26 protein-coding genes are annotated in these 24,850 nt (G+C 35.6%); 20 read left to right on the top strand and 6 right to left on the bottom strand.

Going from position 1 to position 24,850, the window contains the following annotated elements:
• Nucleotides 1–13: 13 nt before the first annotated feature.
• Both ABID46_RS07400 and ABID46_RS07405 read right to left on the bottom strand, forming a co-directional pair.
• Complete coding sequence (locus ABID46_RS07400; protein WP_354508777.1) at nucleotides 14–1,048, bottom strand: FecCD family ABC transporter permease; 1,035 nt, start codon at nucleotides 1,046–1,048, stop codon at nucleotides 14–16.
• 60 nt (nucleotides 1,049–1,108) lie between these two features.
• Entirely contained in the window at nucleotides 1,109–1,981 is an 873-nt protein-coding gene (locus ABID46_RS07405; protein WP_354508617.1) for a heme/hemin ABC transporter substrate-binding protein, read from the bottom strand.
• Between the two features lie 169 nt (nucleotides 1,982–2,150).
• On the opposite strand from ABID46_RS07405, the gene ABID46_RS07410 reads away from it, so the two are divergent.
• From ABID46_RS07410 to ABID46_RS07450, 9 genes are all read left to right on the top strand, one after another.
• A complete protein-coding gene (locus ABID46_RS07410; RefSeq protein ID WP_354508619.1) occupies nucleotides 2,151–2,807 on the top strand; it encodes an SCO family protein in 657 nt (218 codons plus the stop codon).
• Between the two features lie 32 nt (nucleotides 2,808–2,839).
• On the top strand, nucleotides 2,840–3,127 hold the full coding sequence (locus tag ABID46_RS07415) for a YHS domain-containing protein (RefSeq protein WP_354508621.1): 288 nt from the start codon (nucleotides 2,840–2,842) through the stop codon (nucleotides 3,125–3,127).
• A gap of 140 nt (nucleotides 3,128–3,267) precedes the next feature.
• Nucleotides 3,268–4,164, top strand: a complete 897-nt coding sequence (locus tag ABID46_RS07420; RefSeq protein WP_354508623.1) for an ABC transporter ATP-binding protein — start codon at nucleotides 3,268–3,270, stop codon at nucleotides 4,162–4,164.
• A gap of 1 nt (nucleotide 4,165) precedes the next feature.
• On the top strand, nucleotides 4,166–5,008 hold the full coding sequence (locus ABID46_RS07425) for an ABC transporter permease (protein WP_354508625.1): 843 nt from the start codon (nucleotides 4,166–4,168) through the stop codon (nucleotides 5,006–5,008).
• A gap of 85 nt (nucleotides 5,009–5,093) precedes the next feature.
• Nucleotides 5,094–6,116 (top strand): DHH family phosphoesterase, encoded by a 1,023-nt coding sequence (locus ABID46_RS07430; protein ID WP_354508627.1) that lies wholly within the window; start codon nucleotides 5,094–5,096, stop codon nucleotides 6,114–6,116.
• Nucleotides 6,113–6,649 (top strand): FKBP-type peptidyl-prolyl cis-trans isomerase, encoded by a 537-nt coding sequence (locus ABID46_RS07435; RefSeq protein ID WP_354508629.1) that lies wholly within the window; start codon nucleotides 6,113–6,115, stop codon nucleotides 6,647–6,649. The genes ABID46_RS07430 and ABID46_RS07435 overlap by 4 nt, the downstream gene beginning before the upstream one ends.
• A gap of 1 nt (nucleotide 6,650) precedes the next feature.
• Nucleotides 6,651–7,763, top strand: a complete 1,113-nt coding sequence (locus ABID46_RS07440) for a peptidylprolyl isomerase (RefSeq protein WP_354508631.1) — start codon at nucleotides 6,651–6,653, stop codon at nucleotides 7,761–7,763.
• A 178-nt stretch (nucleotides 7,764–7,941) separates the two neighbouring features.
• Nucleotides 7,942–9,036, top strand: coding sequence for a Nif3-like dinuclear metal center hexameric protein (locus ABID46_RS07445; RefSeq protein ID WP_354508633.1), 1,095 nt, complete (start codon nucleotides 7,942–7,944; stop codon nucleotides 9,034–9,036).
• A gap of 3 nt (nucleotides 9,037–9,039) precedes the next feature.
• Entirely contained in the window at nucleotides 9,040–9,825 is a 786-nt protein-coding gene (locus tag ABID46_RS07450; RefSeq protein ID WP_354508635.1) for a zinc ribbon domain-containing protein, read from the top strand.
• 88 nt (nucleotides 9,826–9,913) lie between these two features.
• On the opposite strand, the gene ABID46_RS07455 is transcribed toward ABID46_RS07450, so the two are convergent.
• Both ABID46_RS07455 and ABID46_RS07460 read right to left on the bottom strand, forming a co-directional pair.
• Nucleotides 9,914–10,300, bottom strand: coding sequence for a PUR family DNA/RNA-binding protein (locus ABID46_RS07455; protein WP_354508637.1), 387 nt, complete (start codon nucleotides 10,298–10,300; stop codon nucleotides 9,914–9,916).
• A 125-nt stretch (nucleotides 10,301–10,425) separates the two neighbouring features.
• The gene (locus tag ABID46_RS07460) at nucleotides 10,426–12,168 is read right to left on the bottom strand and encodes an ABC transporter ATP-binding protein (RefSeq protein WP_354508639.1); all 1,743 of its coding nucleotides are present in this window, start codon (nucleotides 12,166–12,168) and stop codon (nucleotides 10,426–10,428) included.
• Between the two features lie 183 nt (nucleotides 12,169–12,351).
• On the opposite strand from ABID46_RS07460, the gene ABID46_RS07465 reads away from it, so the two are divergent.
• The 7 genes from ABID46_RS07465 to ABID46_RS07495 all read left to right on the top strand — a co-directional run bounded on the left by ABID46_RS07465 (nucleotide 12,352) and on the right by ABID46_RS07495 (nucleotide 19,063).
• The gene (locus ABID46_RS07465; RefSeq protein ID WP_354508641.1) at nucleotides 12,352–13,266 is read left to right on the top strand and encodes a transcription antitermination protein NusB; all 915 of its coding nucleotides are present in this window, start codon (nucleotides 12,352–12,354) and stop codon (nucleotides 13,264–13,266) included.
• A 60-nt stretch (nucleotides 13,267–13,326) separates the two neighbouring features.
• Nucleotides 13,327–13,818, top strand: coding sequence for a DUF1573 domain-containing protein (locus tag ABID46_RS07470; protein WP_354508643.1), 492 nt, complete (start codon nucleotides 13,327–13,329; stop codon nucleotides 13,816–13,818).
• 72 nt (nucleotides 13,819–13,890) lie between these two features.
• Nucleotides 13,891–14,157 (top strand): preprotein translocase subunit YajC, encoded by a 267-nt coding sequence (gene yajC, locus ABID46_RS07475; protein ID WP_354508779.1) that lies wholly within the window; start codon nucleotides 13,891–13,893, stop codon nucleotides 14,155–14,157.
• 79 nt (nucleotides 14,158–14,236) lie between these two features.
• Nucleotides 14,237–14,833, top strand: a complete 597-nt coding sequence (gene coaE / locus ABID46_RS07480) for a dephospho-CoA kinase (protein WP_354508645.1) — start codon at nucleotides 14,237–14,239, stop codon at nucleotides 14,831–14,833.
• A 56-nt stretch (nucleotides 14,834–14,889) separates the two neighbouring features.
• Entirely contained in the window at nucleotides 14,890–16,440 is a 1,551-nt protein-coding gene (locus ABID46_RS07485; protein WP_354508647.1) for a sensor histidine kinase, read from the top strand.
• 8 nt (nucleotides 16,441–16,448) lie between these two features.
• Nucleotides 16,449–17,144: a response regulator transcription factor gene (locus ABID46_RS07490; RefSeq protein WP_354508649.1), complete on the top strand. Its 696-nt coding sequence runs from the start codon at nucleotides 16,449–16,451 to the stop codon at nucleotides 17,142–17,144.
• A gap of 149 nt (nucleotides 17,145–17,293) precedes the next feature.
• Complete coding sequence (locus tag ABID46_RS07495; protein WP_354508651.1) at nucleotides 17,294–19,063, top strand: aromatic amino acid hydroxylase; 1,770 nt, start codon at nucleotides 17,294–17,296, stop codon at nucleotides 19,061–19,063.
• On the opposite strand, the gene ABID46_RS07500 is transcribed toward ABID46_RS07495, so the two are convergent.
• Entirely contained in the window at nucleotides 19,035–19,484 is a 450-nt protein-coding gene (locus ABID46_RS07500; RefSeq protein ID WP_354508653.1) for a hypothetical protein, read from the bottom strand. The genes ABID46_RS07495 and ABID46_RS07500 overlap by 29 nt on opposite strands.
• 4 nt (nucleotides 19,485–19,488) lie before the next feature.
• Nucleotides 19,489–19,866 carry a RidA family protein gene (locus ABID46_RS07505; RefSeq protein WP_354508655.1) on the bottom strand — a complete coding sequence of 126 codons (378 nt, stop codon included), beginning with the start codon at nucleotides 19,864–19,866 and terminating at the stop codon, nucleotides 19,489–19,491.
• A gap of 222 nt (nucleotides 19,867–20,088) precedes the next feature.
• Between ABID46_RS07505 and ABID46_RS07510 the strand changes: the two genes are divergently transcribed.
• Genes ABID46_RS07510 through ABID46_RS07525 form a run of 4 tightly spaced genes read left to right on the top strand, consistent with a single transcriptional unit; the run spans nucleotide 20,089 to nucleotide 24,823 of the window.
• Nucleotides 20,089–20,916: an MbnP family protein gene (locus ABID46_RS07510; protein WP_354508657.1), complete on the top strand. Its 828-nt coding sequence runs from the start codon at nucleotides 20,089–20,091 to the stop codon at nucleotides 20,914–20,916.
• A gap of 7 nt (nucleotides 20,917–20,923) precedes the next feature.
• Nucleotides 20,924–21,979: a cytochrome-c peroxidase gene (locus tag ABID46_RS07515; protein ID WP_354508659.1), complete on the top strand. Its 1,056-nt coding sequence runs from the start codon at nucleotides 20,924–20,926 to the stop codon at nucleotides 21,977–21,979.
• A gap of 60 nt (nucleotides 21,980–22,039) precedes the next feature.
• Entirely contained in the window at nucleotides 22,040–23,485 is a 1,446-nt protein-coding gene (locus ABID46_RS07520; RefSeq protein ID WP_354508661.1) for a choice-of-anchor B family protein, read from the top strand.
• 18 nt (nucleotides 23,486–23,503) lie between these two features.
• Nucleotides 23,504–24,823: a hypothetical protein gene (locus ABID46_RS07525; protein ID WP_354508663.1), complete on the top strand. Its 1,320-nt coding sequence runs from the start codon at nucleotides 23,504–23,506 to the stop codon at nucleotides 24,821–24,823.
• Nucleotides 24,824–24,850 lie beyond the last annotated feature (27 nt).

Raw genomic sequence — 24,850 nt, forward strand, 5'->3', positions numbered from 1 at the left:
GTTCCCTTTATCATTACATGGAATTTTTATATCGAATTAAAATCGCAATAAATACAGGCGCACCCAAAAATGCAGTTAAAACACCAATCGGAATTTCAGATGGGGCTACAACCGTTCGGCTAAAAGTGTCAGCAACCAACAATAAGATACTTCCCATCACTGCCGAAAGCGGCAAAATGATTTGGTAATTGGATTTGAATATTAGGCGTAATATATACGGAACAATTAAGCCAACAAATCCAATCGTTCCTGAAAATGCCACACAAGCTCCGACCATCAACGCTACCAAAACGACGATTTGTTTTTTTATTTTTTCAACAGGAATTCCTAAATGTTCAGCATCTTTTTCGCCCAACATCATGGCGTTTAAAGCTTTTCCTTTGGTAATTAAAATAGAATAAGAAAGGATCATAACCACCAAAAGAATTCCATTTTTTACCCATGTTGCTCCGCCCAGACTTCCTAAATTCCAAAACGTCAAATCACGTAATTGTTCTTCTTTGGACAAATAAATGAGGAATCCAGTACAAGCAAATCCCAAAGCAGAAATTGCAACTCCCGAAAGCAACATGATAATGACGTTGGTTTTTCCTTGAGTTGTGGACATTTTGTATACCAATATGGTTGTAATTAATGCACCTACAAATGCGGCGATACTTAGCAAGGAAAATTGCAAATAATCGGGGAGAAGGTGACGGAAAAAACTGCCTAAAACAATGGTGATGGCAGCCATTAAAGTTGCACCCGCTGTAATTCCAATTAAATCAGGCGTTGCCAAAGGATTTTTGAACATTCCTTGCATCGCAGTACCCGAAACGGCTAAAATACTTCCGACAAGAATTGCCATAACAATTCGTGCCATACGTACATCCCAAAGGACATATTTTTCGCTTAAATTGATGTTTGGATCATGGGCGATGATTTGTTGCAAAACTCTGATAGGCGATTTTCCACCAAAATCATAAACACCCATAAATAAAGCCCCAATCGCTAAAGCGATTAACAGAATTATGCTTAAAATAAGATATAGGAGAAGTTTATTTTGCATGGAAAAAAAGAACCCCAATTGAAGTTTTCAGAAACTTCAATTGGGGAATTTGTGTAATTATTATTTTGTCGCTTCGATCAATAATTTGTTCAATTCCAAAGCAGCTTCACCTGTTCTAGGACCGAAATTGGTTAACAAACCTCCGTCCAAGGAAATGATTTTTTTGTTTTTCCCTGCATTGGTTTGTTCAACACCTGGAACTTTCAAAACTGCTTCCAATCCTCCTAAACCTTCAACTCCTTTGTCAAACATTAAAATGACATCTGGATTGGCTTGTATTAAAGATTCAGGTGTTAAGGGTTTGAATTCTTCAAATTCGGTTACAGCACTTTCTCCACCTGCCAAATTGATAATGGCTTCCATTGGAGTTTTTGCTCCAGCAACCATCAACATATTGGCTCTTGAATAAATAAACAAGACTTTTGGTTTTTTCTCGATAGGTTGAACTTGAGCCATATCGGAGTCAATTTTATCCAATAATGGTTGGAATTCTGAACTACCAATTAAACTAGCAACAGATTTGATTAAGTTTTTAGCACCTTCTACTGAATATTCTTGTGGAACAAATTCTGTTTTGATTCCTGATTCTTTTACTTTGGTCAAAACCTCAGATCCTGCTTCTTTTTCCAATGCGATAACCAAAGTCGGATTAGTAGCCATCACACCTTCAACGGTCATACCTCTTCCTACATGACCTAAATCTGTAGCTGTTAAATCTGCTGGAAAAGTACTCGTAACATCGCGTCCCACGATTTCACTACTTTTACCCAAAGCGGCTACTGTTTCGGTAATAGCTCCACTAAGTGTGACAATTTTTTGATTGTCAACTGGAGTTGAAGTTGTCGTTTCTTCATTTGTCGACTGAGTGTCGTTTTTACATGATGAGTTTGCAACTGAGGCAATTAATAGTAATGCTATGCTAAATTTTTTCATTTATTCAAATGTTTGTTATTTTTATTAATTCTAAATAAACGCAAAACTATAGAATAATTCTAAATAAAAAAAGGATATTCTTTATAAATTATCGAATGCTAGATTAACTGATTTATATTGGGAATTTATTTTCCAATCGATTCGTAAATTTGGAGGAAGATTATTTCTCATGAAAAAGCAATTTATTGTTGGATTGATTTTGGTCATAAGTTCAATTGTCGTTTTTATTCTCTACAAAAACTTCAATCGTTCGGAATTGTTTACGGTTATGAAGGTTCCAAATTTCGAACTGACCAATCAGGATAACCAAAAAATCAGCAATCAAAACATGCTGGGAAAGGTGTATTTGGTGGAATTTTTTTTCACGAACTGCCCGACCATTTGTCCTGTGATGAAAACCAATATTATGGAGATTGAAAAGGAAATCAACCATCCTGATTTTGGCGTTATTTCCATCACCATTGACCCAAAACGTGACACACCAGAAATTTTAAAAATTCAAAAAAACCGATTGAAAGTTCAAAATCCAAATTGGCATTTTCTAACGGGAGATCGAGACTATATTTACAATGTGAGCAAGGAATTTAATATTTACATTGGGAAAGATTATGCATCTTCAGAAGGATTGAACCATAGTGGGAAATTGGCATTGGTCGATAAAAATGGGATGATTCGGTCACGTTACGACGAAAAAGGAATGCCCATTTTGTATTATTCTGGTTTAAATTATTCTGATGCTGAAGGGCAAATTGAAAGTTTGGGTGGCGAATTCCATCCCGAAATAAATTACTTGAAAGAAGATATTTTGATTCTACTTCAAGAATAAAACGAATCTATAATCTATAAACAAACATTAGTATGAATAAAAAATTGATTGCATTGGTTGGGGTTCTTTCCTTAGTTTTTATTTCATGTGACAATAAAAAAGAGGAAACGATTGAAATCAACAAAGTTGACGAACATCAGATGGAAGCTTCTCAAAAACTAAATGTGGAAGTAGACAATAAAATTGATCCAATTTGTGAAATGGTAACGGCAGAATATTTATCAGATACCCTTCATTATAACGGAAAAGTGATTGGATTTTGTAGCAAAGGTTGTAAGGAAATGTTTGCTGAAAATCCTGGAAAATATGATGTGAAATAAAAAATTGAAAAAATTAAAATTTATCTAAAAACTTCAAAGGTGAAAACTTTTGAAGTTTTTTGGTTTCTGATTGTTACATATTTTAAAATCCTACTACCAATATGAAAAATCAACTAGTTTCTTCATTGAATATTTGAAGTATGGAAAAAGTTTTGGAAATCAATAACCTTACGAAACAATTTGGAAAATTGACTGCCGTCAATGATTTAAGTTTTTCGGTTGAAAAAGGAAATGTTTATGGGCTATTAGGCCCCAATGGAAGTGGGAAATCCACCACTTTGGGAATGATCTTGAATGTCGTAAATCCGACTTCAGGAAATTGGAAATGGTTTGGAGAAGAACATTCCATTGAATCCCTAAAAAAAGTAGGAGCCATCATCGAGCGACCTAATTTCTATCCGTATTTATCAGCCAAGAAAAACTTAGAAATCGTGGCCGAAATCAAAGGGGCAGATTATCTGAAAATTGAAGAGAAATTAAAAATCGTTGGTTTATGGGAGCGCAAAAACGATAAGTTCTCAACTTTTTCATTGGGGATGAAACAACGATTAGCGATTGCAGGCGCAATGTTAAATGATCCAGATGTGTTGATTTTAGATGAACCGACCAATGGTTTAGACCCTCAAGGGATTATCAAAATTAGAGAAATCATCCAAGATATTGCGGCGCAAGGAACCACCATCATTTTAGCAAGTCACTTGTTGGATGAGGTTGAAAAAGTTTGTTCTCATGTGGTGATTTTAGAAAGAGGAAAAACTCTTTACAGTGGATCTGTTGATGAGATGACGGCAAGTTATGGATACATTGAAGTTGGTTCCAATGATTCTCAAAAACTACAGAATTTCTTGGAATCCATGCCTTATTTCGACAAAATCACTTCTCAAGGAGGTTATTTCAAAGCGATTTTAAAAGAAGATATTAGTTCAGAATCTTTGAACAAACTTCTATTTGAACAAGGGGTTGTGGTCAACCATTTGGTCAAACGCAAAGAAAGTTTAGAGCAACAGTTTTTACAAATCACCCAAAAATTAAAATAGTATGATCCGTTTATTATTAATTGAATGGAATAAAATTTTCTATTATCAAACAGCGAGAATTTTCACCATCTTGTATTTTGTGATGTTGATTTTGATGGGTGTGGGAATTGCGATGATCAAACCCAATGTTGGGGAATTTTCATTGAATTTAGCCAAATTGGGTATGTTCAACTTCCCAGTTGTTTGGCAAAATATGACCTATATGTTTGCGATTGCCAAAATCTTTTTGGCAGTGATCATCATCACCAATGTAACCAATGAATATTCCAATGGTACTTTGAAACAAAATCTTATAGATGGCTTGAGCAAAAGAGAATTTATTCAATCCAAAATTTTGACAAACTTTGTTTTTGCGTCTTTGTCCACACTCTTTGTTTTGGTCATTACCTTTATTTTAGGTGTATTTATTTTTCCAAACGACAATAGTTTTTTCAGTGGCGTGGAATTTATTGGCGCTTACTTTTTGAAACTCATGCTGTTCTTTTCCATCTGTTTGTTTTTTTCCATTTTCTTGAAAAAAAGTGCGTTTGCCTTATTAGGAATTGTCGTTTGGTGGATGATTGAAAAAGCATTTCACTTAGTCGAATTCATGATTTATGCATTTCGTTTGGATTGGGATTTTGAAAAAGCTGCTCAGACAAAATTTTGGATAAGCGAGTATTTGCCTTTGAATACATCCTATAATTTGATTCAGTTTCCAGAATTTGAACCCATGAATTTTATTAATGGATTAGAAGTTTTTAGTTTAGGGAAAGTCGATATCAGTTTTGTCATCGTAGCGATTGTTTATACCCTATTATTCTGGTTTTTGTCTTTTAGATTGTTGAAGAAAAGGGATTTATAGTAAATTCTATCAATCAAATTTAGGAAATGTAATTTTCAAGTACGAAATTTTCCACTTTGTACATTATGAAGTATCTTCGCAACCTATGCAGATGCAGAATTTTGAAAGTTTAAAAGAATTATTACTTCAACCCAAAAGGATTGTCCTTTTGCCACATAGAAATCCAGACGGTGATGCCATTGGTTCTACGCTGGCAATGTCTCATTATTTGTCCCAATTAGGACATGATTGTGAAATTGTCGCACCCAATGATTTTCCGAAATTTTTAAAATGGATGGACGGTGCCAAAAAGATTGTCATTGCGGAATACAATCCAGCCAAAGCTCGAATCTTAATCGAAAAAGCCGAAATCATTTTCATTTTGGATTTTAATTCGATTAGTCGAATTGACGAATTAGGCGAATGGATTCGGGAAGCAAGAGCTCCAAAAGTCATGATTGATCACCATCAGGAACCAGAAGAATTTGACTTCATGTATTCCGATGTGACGATTCCGGCAACTTGTCAAATGGTGTACAATTTTATCGATGCGATGAATCATTTGGACAAAATTGACAAAACCATTGCAGAATGTATTTATACAGGAATCATGACCGATACGGGCAATTTCCGTTTTCGCAATACATCAGCAACGACTCATCGAGTTGTCGCCGAATTGTTGGAAAGAGGAATTGAAATTGACAAAATCTACAACAACGTATTTGACACACAATCTCCAACACGTTTGAAATTATTGGGATTGGCGTTGGATTCTTTAAAAGTTTTTCCAGAGAAACGTGCGGCTTGTATGCATTTGACACGCAAGCAACAATTGGAATACAATTCCCAAAAAGGAGATACCGAAGGTTTTGTTAATTATGGTTTGGGAATCAATGATTATGTCTTTTCGGCCATATTTATTGAGGATCAACAACATAATTTCATTAAAATTTCGTTTCGATCAAAAGGGAATTTCGATGTGAATAGTTTTGCACGTAAACATTTCAATGGAGGCGGGCATATCAATGCTGCAGGAGGAAGGTCAGATCTGAATATGGAACAAACCATTCAGAAATTTGCAGATTTATTGGAAGAGTATAAAGAAGAATTACAAGAAGTTAGAATTTGAGAAAATTAGCCATCATATTCGTTTTATTGAGTACCATCGCTTGTAAAAACAAAGTGATTCAAAAACCTGTGAATTACGAAGACGATCGAGAGAAATTCATGCAATTTTCACAAGATCGAAACAAACAGATTTTAGCAGAAGACAACGAATTGATTGCAAATTATATCGATAGTATAGGTCAAAAATTTGTTCGAACGCAATACGGATTTTGGATTTCCAATTCGGGTATTGCAACGGAAACAATGGCTAAAACAGGTGATGTTGTAAAATATGATTATGAAGTTTCGAATTTTTCCAATGAAATTATTTATTCAGAAGAAGAACTAGGAACTCAGACCATTATGATGGGAAGATCTGATTTGCCAAGAGGAATTCAAGTTGCGTTGCAAATGATTGAAAAAGGAGATTCTGCAACCGTTTTGTTGCCTTCTTTCTTGGCGTATGGTGGATATGGTGACCGAAATAAAATTAAAGGAAATGAACCCTTGATATTTAAAATACATATTCAAACAATAGAAAAACAACCGAGATAACATGAAAAAAATTATATCAATCCTGACAGCGGCAGTTTTTTTCGCAAGCTGTTCAACTGTCAAAATACCAAATTCAATGAGTAAAGAAGAATACAATAATTTAAAGGATGGCTTGTATGCCCAAATGGAAACAAGCAAAGGAAACATGACGATCGAATTGTTTGAGGAAGAAGCTCCTTTGACCGTTGCCAACTTTGTTGGATTAGCAGAAGGAACCAAAGAAAACAAAGCGAAACCGTTGGGAACTCCTTTTTATGATGGAATCATTTTTCACCGTGTTATCAAAGATTTCATGATCCAAGGAGGTGATCCAGATGGAAAAGGAACAGGTGGACCTGGATATGATTTTGAAGATGAATTTTTCTCTGATAAAAAACACGATAAAAAAGGGATTTTGTCAATGGCAAATGCTGGCCCTGGAACCAATGGAAGTCAATTCTTCATCACAGAAGTTGCAACTCCATGGTTAGATGGTCGTCATACTGTTTTTGGACAAGTTATCGACGGATTAGACGTGATTGATGCAATCGTTTCTGTAGAAAAAGGAGCGCAAGATCGTCCGAAAGAAGATATCGTGATGAACAAAGTAAGCATCATCAAAAAAGGGGATAAATACAAAAATTACGATGGAGGAAAAGCTTTTGAAGCAGCAAAGGCAGCTTACCCAAAAAAGTTAGCTGATTTCAAAGAAGCTGAAAAAGCAAGACAAGAGGCAGAGAAAGCAAAAGAATTGGCAGAAGCAAAAGTAGAAATTGATCGTCAACAAGAATTGACAGCAAAAGCGCAAAGCACCGCTTCTGGTTTGAAATACTTTATTGAAAAAGAAGGAACAGGTGAAATGCCGAAACATGGTGACGAATTAAACGTTCATTATACTTTACGTTTAAACGATGGGATTGTGTTGGATTCTTCATTTGGACGCAACATGCCATTGACTGCAACAGTTGGTGTTACTCAATTGATTCAAGGATGGATGGAAGCATTGACTTTGTTCAAAAAAGGAACGAAAGTCTTCTTGATCATTCCGCCTGAATTAGGATATGGAGCACAAGGAGCAGGAGGAATCATTCCGCCAAATGCAACCTTGTATTTCGATATGGAAATTTTAGATTAATAAAATTTAGTTTTTAAAATATGGAAGCCTCATTTGTTGGATCAAATGAGGTTTTTTTTATTTTCAGATATACTGATTTTATAAATTTTGAGAAAAGGAATTCTAAGAAATAGCTGGTTCAAATTAGTTCATTTTATCAGAGGATTTGGTTAAATTGCAACCATAACAATTATAAGGAATGAAAATTAGTGAAGTAATTCAAGAACTTGAAAAATTAGCGCCTACTGCTTATGCAGAAGGATTTGACAATGTGGGACTTTTGGTAGGCGATGCCCAAACCGAAGTCACAAAAATATTGGTGACTTTGGATACTTTGGAGGCAGTTGTGGAAGAGGCCATTGAAAAAGGAGCCAATCTCATTGTGAGTTTTCATCCGATTGTATTTTCTGGATTGAAAAAATTAACTGGGAAGACTTATGTGGAACTTGTCGTTCAAAAAGCGATCAAACATGATATTGCGATTTATGCGACACATACAGCATTGGACAATTCGCAGTTTGGCGTCAATTACCAGATATGTCAGCAATTGAAATTACAGAATACCGAAATATTAATTCCTCAAAATGCAACCTTGAGACAATTGATTACCTATGCACCTGTTGAACATGCAGAAGCCGTTCGCAATGCTTTGTTAGAAGCTGGTGCTGGAAGTGTAGGGAACTATGATTATTGCAGTTTCAATCTAGAAGGAAAAGGAACATTTCGTGCAACAGAAGGAGCCAATCCTTTTGTGGGTTCAATCGGGGAAATTCATACAGAAAACGAAATCAGAATTAGTACCATTTATTCCAAGCATTTGGAACAGTCGATTTTGAAAGCTTTGCGCGCTACTCATCCCTACGAAGAAATTGCCTATGAAATTTTAGCATTGGAAAATAAAAATCAAACCATTGGGATGGGAATGATTGGGGAATTGGAAGAGGAAATGGACGAATTGGACTTTTTCGACTATTTGAAAATCAACATGAAGGCCGAAATAATTCGTCATTCCAAATTACGAAACAAAAAAGTGAAAAAAGTGGCTGTTTTAGGAGGTTCAGGAAGTTTTGCGATTAAGGATGCAAAACAGAAAGGAGCCGATGTTTTTGTGACAGCCGATTTGAAATACCATGATTTTTTTCAAGCAGAAAATGAGATTTTATTGGCCGATATAGGCCATTATGAGTCAGAACAATTCACTAAAATTTTATTAACTGCTTATCTGTCAGAAAAATTTCCTAATTTTGCAGTCCTAAATTCAGAGATTAATACGAATCCTGTTCATTATAAATAAGATATGGCAAAGAAAGATCAGCAAAAAGAAATGAGCGTAGAAGAAAAATTACGCGCATTGTATGATTTACAACTAATTGATTCACGTTTAGACGAAATCAGAAACACTCGCGGGGAATTGCCTTTAGAGGTGGAAGATTTAAGCGATGACGTGGCTCAAATGGAAACCCGAATTCAAAAAATTGATGAAGAAATCAAAGAATTGGATGGTGAAATTAAGTTGAAAAAAGAAGCCATTAAAAATTCTGAAGCTTTGATGAAAAAATATGCAAAGCAACAAGATAACGTTCGTAACAATCGCGAATTTGATGCTTTGGCTAAAGAAATTGAATTCCAAGAATTGGAAATTCAATTGTCTGAAAAGAGAATCAAAGAATTCAATGCCAAAATTGATCATAAAAAACAAATGCAAGAAGAAATCAATACCAAATTGGACTCTATGCGTACGCACTTAGGGCACAAAAAAGCGGAATTGGATTCGATTGTAAAAGAAACAGAAAAAGAAGAAGAATTCTTGTTGAAAAAATCAGAAGAATTTTCTAGCGTATTGGATGAGCGTTTATTTACAGCATACAAACGCATTCGTTCCAATATGAAAAATGGTTTGGCAGTTGTTCCTGTAAACAGAAATGCTTCAGTAGGTTCATTCTTTACCATTCCACCACAAAGACAAATGGACATTGCGCAACGTAAGAAGATTATTTCTGACGAGCACTCTGGACGTATTTTGGTCGATGCTGAATTGGCACAAGAAGAGCAAGAGAAAATTGAAGCTTTATTAAACGGATAATAGAAATTCTATATACCAAAAAAACCGTCCTGTTTCTCACAAGACGGTTTTTTTATTTTACTCAATTCTGTTAATTTAACTTCAAACCTTAAATATCATCAAAATCAACATCGGTATAAGAATCGGTGGTTGATTTCACTTGATTTGAAACAAGGCTTTCTGTTTGTGGTTCAAAATTCTTTTGGTGACGTTCAGAAATTACTTCTTCCCCTCTTTTATCTACCACATACGAAGTGATTTCATCTAAAATTTCTTTGAAATTTCCAAAATCCTCTTTGTATAAATAAATTTTGTGCTTTTTGTAGAAAAAAGATCCGTCCTCATTCGTATTCTTTTTGCTCTCTGTGATTGTAAGATAATAATCGCCTGCTCTTGTTTCTCTTACGTCAAAAAAGTAAGTTCTTCTGCCTGCTCTCAATACCTTGGAGTATATCCCATCAGCTTCAGTTCTTTCTAAATGTTCATTGTCGCCCATCATGTATTAATTAAGAAATGTTAATGCTTTGCTAACAAATCTATAAAAAAATCAGTAATTACCAATTATTTTCGTTAAAATTCAGAGGGTTGATGGATTTGAATTGGAATTTGAGAGCTGAAATTTTAATTGTTTTCAATCTCCATCAATTGCTTTTTGACCAAAGCATAATAAGCCGATTCTTTTTCCAATAAATCAACGTGCGTTCCATATTCCACAACTTTACCATCATCCAAAACCAAAATGTGGTCAGTATTTTTAGCGGAGGAAACGCGATGGGTGATGATCAAAGTCGTTTTTTGATTGATTTCTGATTGTAAATTGCGTAAGATCTCTTCTTCGGTTTCGGTATCGACAGCCGATAAACTATCATCAAAAACCAAAATTTCGGGTTCTTTGATCAAAGCTCTTGCAATGGAAACACGCTGTTTTTGTCCACCCGAAAGCGTAACGCCTCGTTCCCCAAGAATGGTTTCATATTGTTCCTTAAAACCTTCAATGTTCTGGTGAACAGCTGCTTTATTGGCATATTTTTTTGCTTTGTCAAGGTCTTTTTCGTCGTCCACTCCAAACAAAATATTATGCGCAATTGTATCGGAAAACAAAAAGGATTCTTGTGGCACAAATCCAATGGCTTCACGAAGTGAATTCAAATTCAAATTCTCATACGGAATGTTGTCAATCAATATTTGTCCTGACGAAGGTTGTAGCATTCGAGCCAATAATAATGCAATGGTCGATTTTCCTGAACCTGTTTTTCCCATGATGGCCATGGATTGTCCTTTTTCAATCGTAAATGAAACATTGTTCAATGCCTGAATTCCAGTGTTCGGATAGGTGTAACTTACATTTCGGAACTCGATTTTTCCTGCTATTGGAGTTAATTCTTCAACGGTATTTTGGATTTCGGGTTCTTGTTTTAAAAATTCATTGATTCGACCCATAGAAGCTTCAGCACGTTGGATTAACATTGTAACCCAACCTAAACTGGTAAAAGGCCAAATCAACATATTCAAATACATAAAATATTGAGCAACGACCCCAATATCCAATTTTCCTTCTGCATAGCGAACGCCACCCATATAGAGAATGAGTAAATTACTTACTCCGACAATCAAAATCATCAAAGGAAAAAAGAAAGCTTCCGTTTGAGCCAAAGACAAAGACTTTTTCTCGTATGATGCAGCCTCTTTTTCATAACTTTCTTCGGTGGAATTCTCGGTGTTAAAGGATTTGATCACTCGGATTCCAGAGAAAGTATCTTGAACGATAGAAGAAATATGGGATTGTTGTTTTTGAACATCCTTGCTTTTTTGATTGATGGTAGAAGCTACTTTGTAAATCAAAAAAGATAAAATGGGCAAAGGCCCCAAGGTATACAAAGTCATCATAGGATCTATGTTGATCATAAATACCAAAAGAATCGTTGCGGTGGAAATTAAATTGATCGGATACATAATTCCAGGACCTAAATACATTCTAACAAAAGCGACATCTTCTGTAATTCGGTTCATCAAATCACCCGTTTTATTCTTTTTATAAAAGGATAAGGATAGATTTTGGTATTGCTGGAAAATATCGTTTTTTAAATCGTATTCGATATGACGAGAAGTTGCAATGATCATCAATCGAACTCCAACGGTTAATAATCCTGCAACAATTTTCAATCCAATGAACAAAAGTGCAGCATACATCAAACTCTTTTTAACAAGATCTAAATTGCTAACAGTTCCGTTTTGATATTGTACAAGGATGGTTTCAATTTGGTTGATAGCTTTTCCAACGAAATTGATGGAATAAATAGAAATAAAGTTAGAGGCAACAATCATCAGAAAACCAGCTAGGAGTTTCCAACGATATTTCCACAAAAATTTATTTAAAGATTGTAATTCCTTCACTGCGCAAAGTTACTGCTTTTTGCTTACCTTTGCAGTCGCTAAAGCATTTTAACTTTAGGAAAAAGTGCGGTTAGTGATTTTCAGTTGTGGATAGGATACAGCGATTTAGATCAAGGCCACGAGAATGTAAAATTGAAATGAACCATTGAAATTATGTTAGGGAGAAGACAACTTCGCGAAAAAGCAATGCAAGCAATTTATGCTTGGAAAACGTCTGGAGAAGAAGGAGACCAAAGGACGATTGAAAAAAACATGTTAAAAGGAGTTGACGAAATTTACGACTTATACATTTATCTTCTTAACTTAATTTACTTCCAAAAAACAATTGCAGAAAGCAAAATTGAATTAGGGAAAAACAAAAATTTCCCAACCAAGGAAGATTTAAATCCGAATTTAAAATTTGTCAACAATCAGATTTTTAGAATTTTAGATGAAAACGAGGAATTAAATTCCTACACGTCTAAAAACAAACAATTGAATTGGGATATTTTGGATACCTATCCAAATTCGATTTACAAAGAAATTGTTTCGAGTCCAGAGTATGAAGAATACATGAATGATCCGATTCAATCTTTTGAACAAGACAAAGCATTTATCATCGATATTTTTGAAAAATACATTGCACCCAATGAAACGCTTCATGAATGGTTTGAAGAACGAAATATTTTTTGGGCAGACGATGTGTACATAGCCAATACCATGGTGGTGACTACTTTAAAATCCTTTATCGCCAAAAGCACTGGAACCTTGAAATTGTTCAAAGTTTACAAAGACGATGAAGATCGTGATTTTATTGTAGAATTATTCCGTCGAACCATTCGTTATAACGATGCTACTTTGAAGTTGACAGAAGAAAAAGCTACCAACTGGGAAATCGATCGAATAGCTGTATTGGACTTAGTACTATTGCAAATGGCCTTAACGGAATTTCAATATTTTCCGAACATTCCACCCAAGGTTACCTTGAATGAATATATCGAATTATCGAAGATCTATTCAACCGAAAAAAGTAAAATTTTCGTCAATGGTATTTTGGATCGTTCCTTGAAAGAAATGAAGGGTATATAATTATTAAAATAGATTTACTAACTTTAGTCCCTTTAATACATCACAATAAAAATAAGAAAAATGAAAAGTAATTTAATAGCAATTTCATTATTTGCAGTTTTAGGTTTAGTTTCATGTAAACAAGATAATGCATCGAAATTATTTACAGATGCTGAGAAACAAGAACAAGCATCTTCAGTAGTTGATCCTGCAACAGCAGCGGTTTTAACGTTTGAGTCTGAGACCTATGATTTCGGAAACTTGCCAACAGGAGCAAAAGTGGATCACTACTTTAAATTTACCAATACAGGAAAATCTCCATTGATCATTAAAGATGCAAAAGGATCTTGTGGATGTACTGTTCCTGAATTCCCAAAACAACCTATCGCACCTGGAGCAACAGACTCTATCAAAATTACCTATGATGCAGGAACGCAAGCGGGAAGACAACAAAAAACGGTTACATTGACAACCAATACAGTAAAAGGAAAAGAAACTTGTACATTCATGGCTACATTGCCAGAAACCAATGCAAAGAGCAACAATCCAATGCAAACTTTGCAAGGATCTTAATTTTATAAAATGAAACAATTGGCATATATTTTTTTACAGGAAGCAGGAGGACAAGGTTGGTCAACCTTGATCATGTTTGGTGGGATGTTTTTGATCATGTACTTTTTGATGATCCGTCCCAATATGAAGAAGCAAAAACAAGAAAAAAAGTACCAAGAAGAACTGAAAAGAGGGGATTGGGTAGTAACAACTTCCGGAGTTCACGGGAAAGTTGTTGAAATCTCTCCAGATACAGTTGTTTTGGAAACGGGTGCTGGCAAAATTAAATTTGAAAGAGCAGCAATTTCCAGAGAATTGAGTTCAGCCCGATATAAATCAGGCGTTGAAAAAGTTGATTAATTCAATAAAATCATACGTAAAACCGAAGTTAAGCTTCGGTTTTTTTTTGCAAATTTGACAGAAAATTTAACATTTCGAAATGTACATTCTAGGATTAACAGGTGGAATTGGTTCAGGGAAATCGACCATCGGGAAATGGTTCCTTGAAAAAGGAATTCCCGTCTATGATTCCGATAAGGAGGCGAAATTATTGATGAATGAAAATCCATCACTCAAATCTCAATTGATTGATTTATTTGGACCTGAAACTTATCTAAACAATGAATACAATCGGAAGTTTGTTGCGGAACAAGTTTTTGAAAACAAGGAAAAATTAGCCGCTTTAAACGCAATTGTTCATCCAGCAGTTTTTCATCATTTCCAAGAATGGGTAAGCCTACAAAATTCAGAATTTGTGGTGAAAGAAGCTGCGATTTTGTTTGAAAGTGGTTCCTATAAAGACTGTGATTTTATTCTAACTGTGGCAGCCGATGAGTCCATCCGAATCCAGCGCGTGATGGAACGTGATCAAGTCACCCAAGAACAAGTCCAAGCAAGAATTGCCAATCAATGGACAGATGAACAACGAATCGAGAAATCAGATTTCGTTTTATACAATAATGCCAGTTTGGAAGATTTGAAAAATCAATTCCATAAGACGTACAAAAAATTGTTAAAGAGGATTCAAAGAAGTTAATAAGTGTTAAAGGCAATTTTAACATTTCGGGAAAGCTTAAGTTTGTACTAACATCTATGAAAAAAGGATTTAATAAAATATTGATCATCTTAATGAGTGTGGCACTCATTGGATTGGTCATTATTCAATTTTATTGGACACAGAAAGTGTTTGTTTCACATACCGAAGAATTCAATGGGCGCGTATATCAAGCCTTAAATGAAACGGTAGATGAGGTTTCAAAACAAGAATTGAATCAATATTACAAGCGTTTTGAAAACGTTCACAATGATTTCAAAGCAGGTGGAGATAAACCACAAGTGATGTCATCTCAATTGGTTCAAGATTCAGCCGGAACTACCTATATTACCCTTACAAGATACATTTTGGAGCGTTCCGTTGTGCCTTTGTCGGGTCAATACAACGATAGTTTGATTCGAGCGGATTTATATTCGCAAGAGCAAGTACTCAAAATCCCGAAGGATTCTGGGGCCAATATGATTCAAAACTTCACAATTGATACAGAAGAAAATTTTAAAAATTCAAATTATACCATTGAGAGATTAGCGCGATTAGATGCAGGGAATAAACCCATTGATAAACGTCTAGATATTAAAGTGTTGGATTCTATTTTCACGCGAGAATTACGCAAAAGAGGGGTGCAATCTCATCCTCAATTAGCCGTTTTGAAGGCGGATTCTACCATGACGAAAGTAGCTACGGAGGAATTTGATAACAAAGAAAGAGAATATACCATTCCTATTTTTTATGATAACCAAGAAAAACCGCAATATTTAATATCTACCTATTTTCCCGACAAACAATTGTCCATTTTGGGTCCGATTATCCCGATAGTAATGTTGACGATAATTTTTACCATCATCATTATTTCGGTGTTTTCTTTGGCTATTTACTATATGCAGCTTCAGCGTAATATTTCAGAAATCAAAACCGATTTCATCAACAATATGACGCATGAATTCAAAACGCCTATTGCCACGATTAACATTGCCACAGATGCGATCAAAAATGATAAAATCATTGCCGATCCTGACCGAGTGAAATACTATGCAGATTTAATCAAACAAGAGAACAAGCGTATGAACGCTCAGGTCGAAATGGTGTTGAGAATGGCGAAGTTGGAACGAAACCAAGTTGACATCAATTTACAAGAAGTAAATATCCAAGAATTGGTCAAAAAAAGTGTATCGACTATGCGCTTCATCGTAGGTAACTTAAATGGCACTATTTTTGAAGATTATCAAGCAAGCAGTGTATTAATAGACGGTGATTCTTTCCATTTAGAGAACACACTTAACAATATTTTGGATAATGCGAGGAAATATTCCAAAGAAAATCCGCAAATATTTGTTAAAACATACAATGATAACGAGGGAAATATCGTTATAGAGGTGAAAGATGAGGGAATTGGGATGTCAAAATCTGTATTGAAAAAGATTTTTGACCAATTCTACCGAGAAGAAACTGGAAACGTACACAACGTGAAAGGTCATGGTCTTGGTTTGGCGTATGTAAGGAAAATTGTTGAATTGCATAAAGGCCAAGTTTTTGCCGAAAGTGAAGTAGGGAAAGGAAGTGTATTTTATATAAAACTGCCAACTAAATAAATACTAACATGAATGACAAACAAAGACTACTTTTAGTAGAAGATGATCCAAGTTTTGGAGCAGTTCTTAAAGATTACCTTGCCATAAATGACTTTGATGTAACCCATGCAATTGATGGTGAAGATGGTTTAGCAAAGTATAAATCGGGGGAGTTTGATTTGTGTATCCTAGATGTAATGATGCCTAAAAAAGACGGATTTACATTAGGAAAAGAAATCAAAGATTTGAAAAGTGAGCAGCCTATCATTTTTTTAACCGCAAAAAACATGCGTGAAGACGTATTGAATGGTTATAAAATTGGTGCTGATGATTATATATTAAAGCCTTTTGATTCAGAAGTTTTATTGTATAAAATCAGAGCGGTATTGCAGAGACATTCGGCTGACGAAGAAAAATTTGAACAAGAAGAATTCAAAATCGGGAAGTTCAATTTCAATGCAAAATTGCGTCAATTGCAAATTGGAAGCATCTCGCATAAACTTTCGCCAAAAGAAAGTGAATTGTTGAGATTGTTGGCGATTTATCGCAATGATTTGATGCCGAGAGATGTAGCTTTAACTAGAATTTGGCATGACGATAACTATTTTACTTCGAGAAGCATGGATGTGTATATTGCCAAATTGAGAAAATATTTGAAAGACGATTCAAACGTAGAAATTGTCAATATTCATGGAGAAGGGTTCAGGTTGTTAGTTTCTGAATAATTTTTACGAAATTGATTCGTTTTGAATCCCTTTTCAAGAAATTGGAAAGGGATTTTTATTGGATATAATTCAAATTCAAATCTACAAATTATCCATTCCCAAATTAAAACCGTAAATTAGCTAAACGCAAAAAATAAAAACATTTCGAAATGTCGTACGAAGAAAACGAAGTATTGAGGCGATTGCCAGAGCATTTGAAACAATTTATCAATAACCAAAATTACGAAAACTATACGCCCGTAGATCAAGCTGTATGGCGTTATGTGATGCGTAAAAACGTGGATTATTTGAAAAAAGTTGCGCACGGTAGTTATGTAGAAGGATTGCGTAAAACAGGAATCTCCACGGAATACATTCCTAGTATGTATGGGATGAACCGAATTTTAAAAGACATCGGTTGGGCTGCAGTTGCAGTAGATGGTTTTATTCCTCCGACGGCTTTTATGGAATTCCAAGCCTACAATGTGTTAGTGATTGCGCAAGACATTCGACAAATTCAAAACATTGAATATACGCCGGCTCCCGATATCATTCATGAGTCTGCTGGGCATGCACCCATAATTGCCAATCCAGAATATGCGGAATATTTGCGTCGTTTTGGAGAGATTGGTAGCAAAGCCATTTCTTCGGCATTGGATTATGAAATGTACGAAGCCATTCGACATTTATCCATCGTGAAAGAAGATCGTGAATCCGATCCTAAAGTGATTGATAGAGCAGAACAGCATGTGTTGGATTTGCAAAATTCCATGACCGAATTATCGGAAATGGCAAAAATTAGAAACCTTCATTGGTGGACAGTCGAATATGGTTTAATTGGAACCTTGGACAATCCTAAAATTTATGGAGCTGGATTGCTTTCTTCTATTGGTGAAAGCAAATGGTGTATGGGTTCCGAAGTGTTGAAATTACCGTATGATATAACCGCTGCCGATGTTTCCTTTGATATTACAAAACCGCAACCTCAATTATTTGTGACGCCCGATTTCGCACATTTGAATTTTGTGTTGGAACAATTTGCCAACCAAATGGGCTTGCGTAGAGGTGGTGCAGAAGGGATTGAACAATTGATTGAGTCCAAAAATTTAGGAACGATCGAATATAATACGGGTATTCAAGTTTCTGGTGTGTTTAAAAACATCATCAAGGATCATCATGGAAATCCAGTATATGTTCAAACCGAAGGTCCAACGGCACTTTCCTATCATGAAACAGAATTGATTGGACATGGAACTTCTTATCATGCACATGGTTTTGGTTCGCCAATAGGAAAGTTGAAAAACATCAACATCGCTATTGAAAATATGTCTCCTTTTGATTTGGAAGCCTATAAAATCAAGGAGGGTGAAATGACTTATTTGGAATTTGAAGGTGGAATAACTGTTCAAGGAGAAGTAATCACCGGAACTCGAAATCGAAAAGGAAAAGTGCTTATTGTTTCCTTGAAGAATTGTACGGTGAAGCATTATGACGAAATTTTGTTTCATCCAGATTGGGGTGTTTATGATATGGCGATTGGGAAATCCATTGTAGCTGCCTATGCAGGTCCTGCAGATTTCACTTCCTTTGATATGATTACGCATGAATTGGAAACCAAACCGAAAAAATTGGAAATCGATCCAAAAGAATTACAACTAAGAGATTTGTACATGCAAGTACGTGCCATGCGAGAAAATTCAGCTATTCACGAAGGAAAAATCTCCGAAATCTTTGGAATTTTGAAATCTGAATATCCGTTGGAATGGTTGTTAAACGTTGAATTATACGAATTAGCCTATTCTTCCAAATTCTTGGTATATCAAGACATGAAAGAATACCTCATGCAAATGGCATCACAACGAAAAGATGTGGCGCATTTGATTGAAGATGGAATTTGGCTAGCAGAAAACCCTATTTCTTCGCCGGAGAAAGTTTCTTAGAAACCACATCGGTTAACAATCCTCCCAACCAAGAGAAGAAGAAAAGAACAGGCATGATGGATAATTCATACCAAGTTGGGTGATAAGCCGTAAAAATCACATCGCCAAGAGCGATTAAAAATAAGATAAAGCCTACAAATACCGCGTAGGCTTTTTTTGCTTTTGACACAATGCTCGCGGTAATCAATCCACCAAATGTGGCACCTATCCCTTGCGAAATTAAAAGTGCGATGAAAAACTCATCTCTAACTTCAGGCGTTCTAGCTGCATACTTGATAACACGGTTCCAATGTTCATAAGGGAATTTAGAATAGTCATATTCAATCCAACTATCATTCAATTGAATTCCCAACATGGTGATGACCAATGCAACCGTTAGTCCGATTAGGACGGCAATAGAATTTCGTAAAACTGTTCCCATTTACTTATTTAAACGCAATCATGGAGATTTCGACATTCACATCACTTGGCAATTTCGCCACTTGAACCGTTTCTCTTGCAGGATAAACTCCGTCTTGGAAATACGAAGCATAAATTTCATTCACAACTGCAAAATCATTCATATCTTTTAAGAAAATGGTGGTTTTTACAACATGAGAAAAATCTGCACCTGCTTCGGTTAAAATCGCTTGTAAATTTTTCATCACTTGGTGAGTTGCCTCTGAAATTTCTGTCACAATTTCTCTGGTTTCTGGATTGGCTGGAATCTGACCAGAAATAAATAACATATTGTTGATAGAAATGGCTTGACTATAAGGACCAATCGCTTGTGGAGCGTTGATTGTATTGATTTGCTTTTTCATTTGTTTAAAACGTTTTATGCATCATACCTCGCTCAATGAACGAGTTTGTGAAGTTGCAAATATATTGAAATTTCAAAAAGAATGCGGTATGTTAATCCCAATTACAGCATTTGATGACCATTTAGAATGCTTTCTTATAATTCAATGAAGCGCAGAGTTTTATGTGTTAACAAACAAATAAAAATGTATTTTTGTTAGAGATATTCTTAAACAAACACACAGATGAGACTTACTAAATACCTTTTAGCATTGGGGATTTCTGGTTTTCTAATGCTTACGGGATGTTCATCAGATGATGAAAATTCCTCATCAACACAAGAAGAATGGGGACAAGTCCAATTGAAATTTGAAAATCAATTCAAAGATTTAAGTCCGATTATTTTGAATCAAACCATTCAAACTTCAAGCAATGGACAAAAGCATTTGTTTTCAAAACTTCAATACATTGTAAGCAACATTAGCTTAATCAATCAATCGGGACAAGAATTTCAGTATCATTTCAACAATCCAGACAAAGGAGCCTTTATCATTGATCAAGGAAATGCTATTCTGAATGAAATTACTGTTAGCTTAGATTCCATTCCAGCTGGAAATTATACCCAAATCAAATTTGGATTAGGGATAAGCCCCAATGCCTATTTGTTGGGATTGGATCATCAAGGTCAATTTTGGGCCCAAGCTTCAAACGCTGGAATGACATGGTCTTGGGCGGCTGGTTATGTGTTTTCCGTTTTGGAAGGAAAATATGGGACAGAATCACCCGATGTCAATTTTTCCAGTCATTCAGGCAATATGGGAGATGTTCTAGCAAATGGAACGCCCAATTTATATCGTGAAATTCAATTGTCCTTCCCAGTTACGATGGAAGTTTCTGCTCAAAGATATCCGGCTATCCATATCCTAGCCGATTTGAACCAATTTTTAAGTGGAGAAACTCCTATTTTATTAGACAATTCCAACCAAGATGCAATGGGTTCTTCAGAACATTTGGTAAATGTAACCAAGAATCTTAGCAAAATGTTCAGCATTGATCATATACATCAAAACTAAAGTGGATATGATTCCATTCAGACTTTTTAAATTCACTCTGAGGATTATTGGAAGCCTTACCTTATTTTGTCTGTTTTCTTGTCAAGAAGACAAAGAAGAAGGTATGCCAGTTGATGAGATTTTGGTGTTGTCATTTCCCAATTATTTTCCAGAAATAACCTATGAACGCATGCCATTGAGCCAAAACAAAGTGGCTCTTGGTAAGCGGTTGTTTTATGAAGGAAAACTATCTCGAAACAACCTTATTTCTTGCGGTTTTTGTCATATTCAAGAATTTGCTTTTACACATCATGGTCATGGTATAAGTCATGGAATAGAGGATAGGAGAGGAATCAGAAATGCTCCACCTTTGCAAAATCTGGCATTTATGCAGCATTTTATGTGGGATGGAGTCATTCATGATTTGGATCAACAAGCCATTAGTCCTATTACAGCTCATGAAGAAATGGATTCTAATTTTCCCGATATCATTCAAAAGTTGAAACAAGAATCTCAATACAAACAATTGTTCAAGGCTGCTTATGGAGATGAGGAAATCAATGGAGAAAGAATTTTGCATTCTTTGGGCCAATTCATGGCAAGTATGATTTCAGATAATTCCAAATTTGATCAATATTTAAAGGGCGAAATTACTTTAACAGATGCTGAAAATTCTGGCAAAAACATATTTGAACAAAACTGTAGTTCCTGCCATGCTGGAGTCTTACAAACCGATCAATCCTTCCGAAATACAGGTTTGATTTACAATTCCGAATTGGCTGATGGAGGTCGATATAGAGTAACCATGGATTCGGCAGATTTCATGAAATTTCGGGTTCCAAGTTTACGAAACGTTGAGGTTACAGCTCCCTATATGCATGATGGACGATTTCTTTCATTGGAAGCCGTTCTAAATCATTATTCATCTGGAATTGTTCCGAATCCTCAATTAGATCCTTTGTTGCAAGAAAATGGCATTCTTGGAATTCCACTCTCAGATTCTGAAAAACAAGATCTTATTGCCTTTTTAAAAACATTGACCGATCCGGATTTTTTAGTGAATCCAAACTTTTCAGAATTTTAATTAAAACGAAAATTTAGCAAAAAAGTATAGTGAAAAACGAATCAAAAATTAATTTAACACATGAAACTTAAAATTTTACTTATTTCCTTTGGCCTAACAACTAGCATGTTTGGTCAAACGCCATGCGTAAATGGTATGGCAGGAGAATATTCTTGTAATGGATATGATTTACAATCTCATGTAACCTTAAATGTTTTATCGGGTGGGCAAAATGTATCGGGAAATGATTGCTGGGGATGGACCGATCCAAGTTCGGGTAAAGAATATGCCATCGTGGGATATAGCGATGGAACTGGATTTGTGGATATTTCGGACCCAATCAATCCGGTTTATTTGGGTAGAATTCCTACCGAAACCTATGGAAGTCTTTGGCGAGATATCAAAGTATATCAAAATCATGCGTTTATTGTCGCAGATGATGCGGGTAATCATGGTATGCAAGTTTTTGACTTAACCCGATTACGCACCGTCACTTCTCCTCAAGTATTTGCGCCAGATCATGTGTACAATGGAGTTGGAAGTTGCCACAACATTGTCATCAATGAATCGCAACCTTATGCTTATTTAGTGGGATGCCCAAATTATGCAGGAGGACCAACTATTTTGGATATTTCCAATCCTACAGCTCCATTTGAAATTGGGGGATATGGAGGAAGTGGTTATACGCATGATGCACAGGTGGTAACCTATTCTGGACCCGATCCAGATTATCAAGGGAAACAAATTTTAGTTGCCAGCAATGGGAATTTTGGGTCCAATAATTATGTTGTATTTTTAGATGTGACAAATGGATCCAATCCTATATTCATTTCATCCATTACCTACAATGTTCCGGGTTATACGCATCAAGGTTGGTTAACAGAAGACCAAAGATATTTTATTTTAGGAGATGAATTAGATGAAATGGATTCTGGAAACAATACCCGAACCATCATATTCAATGTACAAGATTTGGACAATCCTCAAGTCCTAAGTCAATATTTCGGTCCGACGCCAGCAATTGACCACAATGGATACGTAAGAGATAACAAATTCTATTTGGCCAATTATACGGCTGGAATGCGAGTAATAGATATTTCAACAGTAGGAACTTCCACCAATTCGATGACAGAAATTGGTCATTTTGATACATTTCCCAATAACAATGTCGCAGATTTTGATGGCGCTTGGAGTATTTATCCATATTTTGAGAGTGGAAATATAGTGGTGAGCGACATTTCGGGAGGTTTATTTGTTTTGAAAGAAAGTGAAACAATGGCAACTCAAGATTGGAATGAAAAATCAATTCAAATCATTCCAAATCCAGCCACAAATTTTGTTCAAATTCGAACTCAAAATAATCAAATGATTCAAGATGTTCAAGTGATCAATACTGTGGGGCAAGTCTTACTAACGAAATCTAAATTAAATTCGAATAACGTTCAAATTGATTTATCGGGTATAGCAAAAGGAATTTACCTTGTGAAAATTAACCAATCGATTACCAAAAAATTGGTCGTGAAATAATTTAATTTTTAAAAAGGAATGATGAGAAAACACTATATAATCTTTCTGTTATTTCTCCTTGTTTGGAGTTGTAAGGAAGATGATTCTGGAGATGGAAGTCCAAATGATTTCCAAAATGAAGTGGCATTTACTGAAACTTTTGGTGGTTCTAGAAATGATGAAGGTCGAGCGATCGTTTTGACACAAGATGGTGGATATGCCATTATTGGGTCAACGTCTAGTATGAATGGCGATATTGAAGATAAGACCGATGATAGTTTTGACTATTGGGTTTTGAAATTTAATGCCAATGATGAATTGGAGTGGAGTAAAACCCTTGGAGGTTCTTCCAATGATCATGGATATGATATCGTCCAAACTTCTGACCAAGGATACGTTATCTTAGGATATAGCCAGAGTAATGATGGAGATGTTGGGATCAATCACGGACTTTCTGATGCTTGGGTGGTGAAATTGGACTCGAACGGAAATATACTTTGGAAAAATACCTTTGGATTTGTAGGTGGCGATACAGGATTTATCATCACACCTTCTACAGATGGCGGATTCTTATTAACCGGACTTTTGGATGCTTTTGCTTCAAATGGTCAAGGGATTGTTAGACATCCTGGTGGAAATTATTGGATGATTAAAATCGATGCCAATGGTCAAAAAGAATGGAGCAAACATTATGGTGGGTTCTTTACAGATACTCCTTATGGTGCGGTTCAAACGGAAGATGGTGGGTATATCATCGTTGGTTCATCTGATTCCTATGAAACAGAAATGTTTCAAAATTTAGGAACCTATGATTTCTGGATTATTAAAATTAACTCCACTGGAGAATTCCTTTGGTCCAAAAATTATGGGGGTGAACGTATAGACGAAGCACGTGCCATTACGCATTCGGGTGATGGGAATTTCATTATTGTCGGAGATACGCGAAGCGAAGATCAATTCGTTTCCGAAAACAAAGGATCAGCCGATTTATGGATGATTAAAATAAATCCAAATGGAGAATTGATTTGGGAGAAATCCTATGGTGGAAATGATTATGATGCGGCCAGATCGGTTATTTTAACTTCTGACAACGGATTTTTGATTTCGGGAAGTACCAAAAGTACCAATGGTGATGTTACCCAAAACAAAGGAGGAAATGATGCTTGGATCATCAAAACCGACCAATCTGGCGAATTGCTTTGGCAAAAATCGGTGGGTGGAGCGCAGTTTGATTTTGCGTACGATGCCATTCAAAAATTAGACAATACAATTATTGCTGTGGGTGTAACCGAAAGCAATAATGGCGATATTACCGAAAACAAAGGAGGTTCAGATTTGCTGATTATCAAACTAAAATAGTAGCCATTATAAAAGTCAAAAGCCGAA

Origin of the sequence: Moheibacter stercoris (genome assembly GCF_040545805.1) — a bacterium.
GTDB classification, from domain to species: domain Bacteria; phylum Bacteroidota; class Bacteroidia; order Flavobacteriales; family Weeksellaceae; genus Moheibacter; species Moheibacter stercoris.

Coding starts and splice junctions, on each gene's coding strand:
- ABID46_RS07465 (WP_354508641.1), top strand. CDS start 12,352: ATGTTAGGGAGAAGACAACTTCGCGAAAAAGCAATGCAAGCAATTTAT.
- ABID46_RS07405 (WP_354508617.1), bottom strand. CDS start 1,981: ATGAAAAAATTTAGCATAGCATTACTATTAATTGCCTCAGTTGCAAAC.
- ABID46_RS07495 (WP_354508651.1), top strand. CDS start 17,294: ATGTCGTACGAAGAAAACGAAGTATTGAGGCGATTGCCAGAGCATTTG.
- ABID46_RS07470 (WP_354508643.1), top strand. CDS start 13,327: ATGAAAAGTAATTTAATAGCAATTTCATTATTTGCAGTTTTAGGTTTA.
- ABID46_RS07485 (WP_354508647.1), top strand. CDS start 14,890: ATGAAAAAAGGATTTAATAAAATATTGATCATCTTAATGAGTGTGGCA.
- ABID46_RS07525 (WP_354508663.1), top strand. CDS start 23,504: ATGATGAGAAAACACTATATAATCTTTCTGTTATTTCTCCTTGTTTGG.
- ABID46_RS07520 (WP_354508661.1), top strand. CDS start 22,040: ATGAAACTTAAAATTTTACTTATTTCCTTTGGCCTAACAACTAGCATG.
- ABID46_RS07505 (WP_354508655.1), bottom strand. CDS start 19,866: ATGAAAAAGCAAATCAATACAATCAACGCTCCACAAGCGATTGGTCCT.
- ABID46_RS07490 (WP_354508649.1), top strand. CDS start 16,449: ATGAATGACAAACAAAGACTACTTTTAGTAGAAGATGATCCAAGTTTT.
- ABID46_RS07450 (WP_354508635.1), top strand. CDS start 9,040: ATGGCAAAGAAAGATCAGCAAAAAGAAATGAGCGTAGAAGAAAAATTA.
- ABID46_RS07410 (WP_354508619.1), top strand. CDS start 2,151: ATGAAAAAGCAATTTATTGTTGGATTGATTTTGGTCATAAGTTCAATT.
- ABID46_RS07400 (WP_354508777.1), bottom strand. CDS start 1,048: ATGCAAAATAAACTTCTCCTATATCTTATTTTAAGCATAATTCTGTTA.
- ABID46_RS07430 (WP_354508627.1), top strand. CDS start 5,094: ATGCAGATGCAGAATTTTGAAAGTTTAAAAGAATTATTACTTCAACCC.
- ABID46_RS07515 (WP_354508659.1), top strand. CDS start 20,924: ATGATTCCATTCAGACTTTTTAAATTCACTCTGAGGATTATTGGAAGC.
- ABID46_RS07415 (WP_354508621.1), top strand. CDS start 2,840: ATGAATAAAAAATTGATTGCATTGGTTGGGGTTCTTTCCTTAGTTTTT.
- ABID46_RS07500 (WP_354508653.1), bottom strand. CDS start 19,484: ATGGGAACAGTTTTACGAAATTCTATTGCCGTCCTAATCGGACTAACG.
- ABID46_RS07510 (WP_354508657.1), top strand. CDS start 20,089: ATGAGACTTACTAAATACCTTTTAGCATTGGGGATTTCTGGTTTTCTA.
- coaE (WP_354508645.1), top strand. CDS start 14,237: ATGTACATTCTAGGATTAACAGGTGGAATTGGTTCAGGGAAATCGACC.
- ABID46_RS07455 (WP_354508637.1), bottom strand. CDS start 10,300: ATGGGCGACAATGAACATTTAGAAAGAACTGAAGCTGATGGGATATAC.
- ABID46_RS07445 (WP_354508633.1), top strand. CDS start 7,942: ATGAAAATTAGTGAAGTAATTCAAGAACTTGAAAAATTAGCGCCTACT.
- ABID46_RS07425 (WP_354508625.1), top strand. CDS start 4,166: ATGATCCGTTTATTATTAATTGAATGGAATAAAATTTTCTATTATCAA.
- ABID46_RS07420 (WP_354508623.1), top strand. CDS start 3,268: ATGGAAAAAGTTTTGGAAATCAATAACCTTACGAAACAATTTGGAAAA.
- ABID46_RS07440 (WP_354508631.1), top strand. CDS start 6,651: ATGAAAAAAATTATATCAATCCTGACAGCGGCAGTTTTTTTCGCAAGC.
- yajC (WP_354508779.1), top strand. CDS start 13,891: ATGTTTGGTGGGATGTTTTTGATCATGTACTTTTTGATGATCCGTCCC.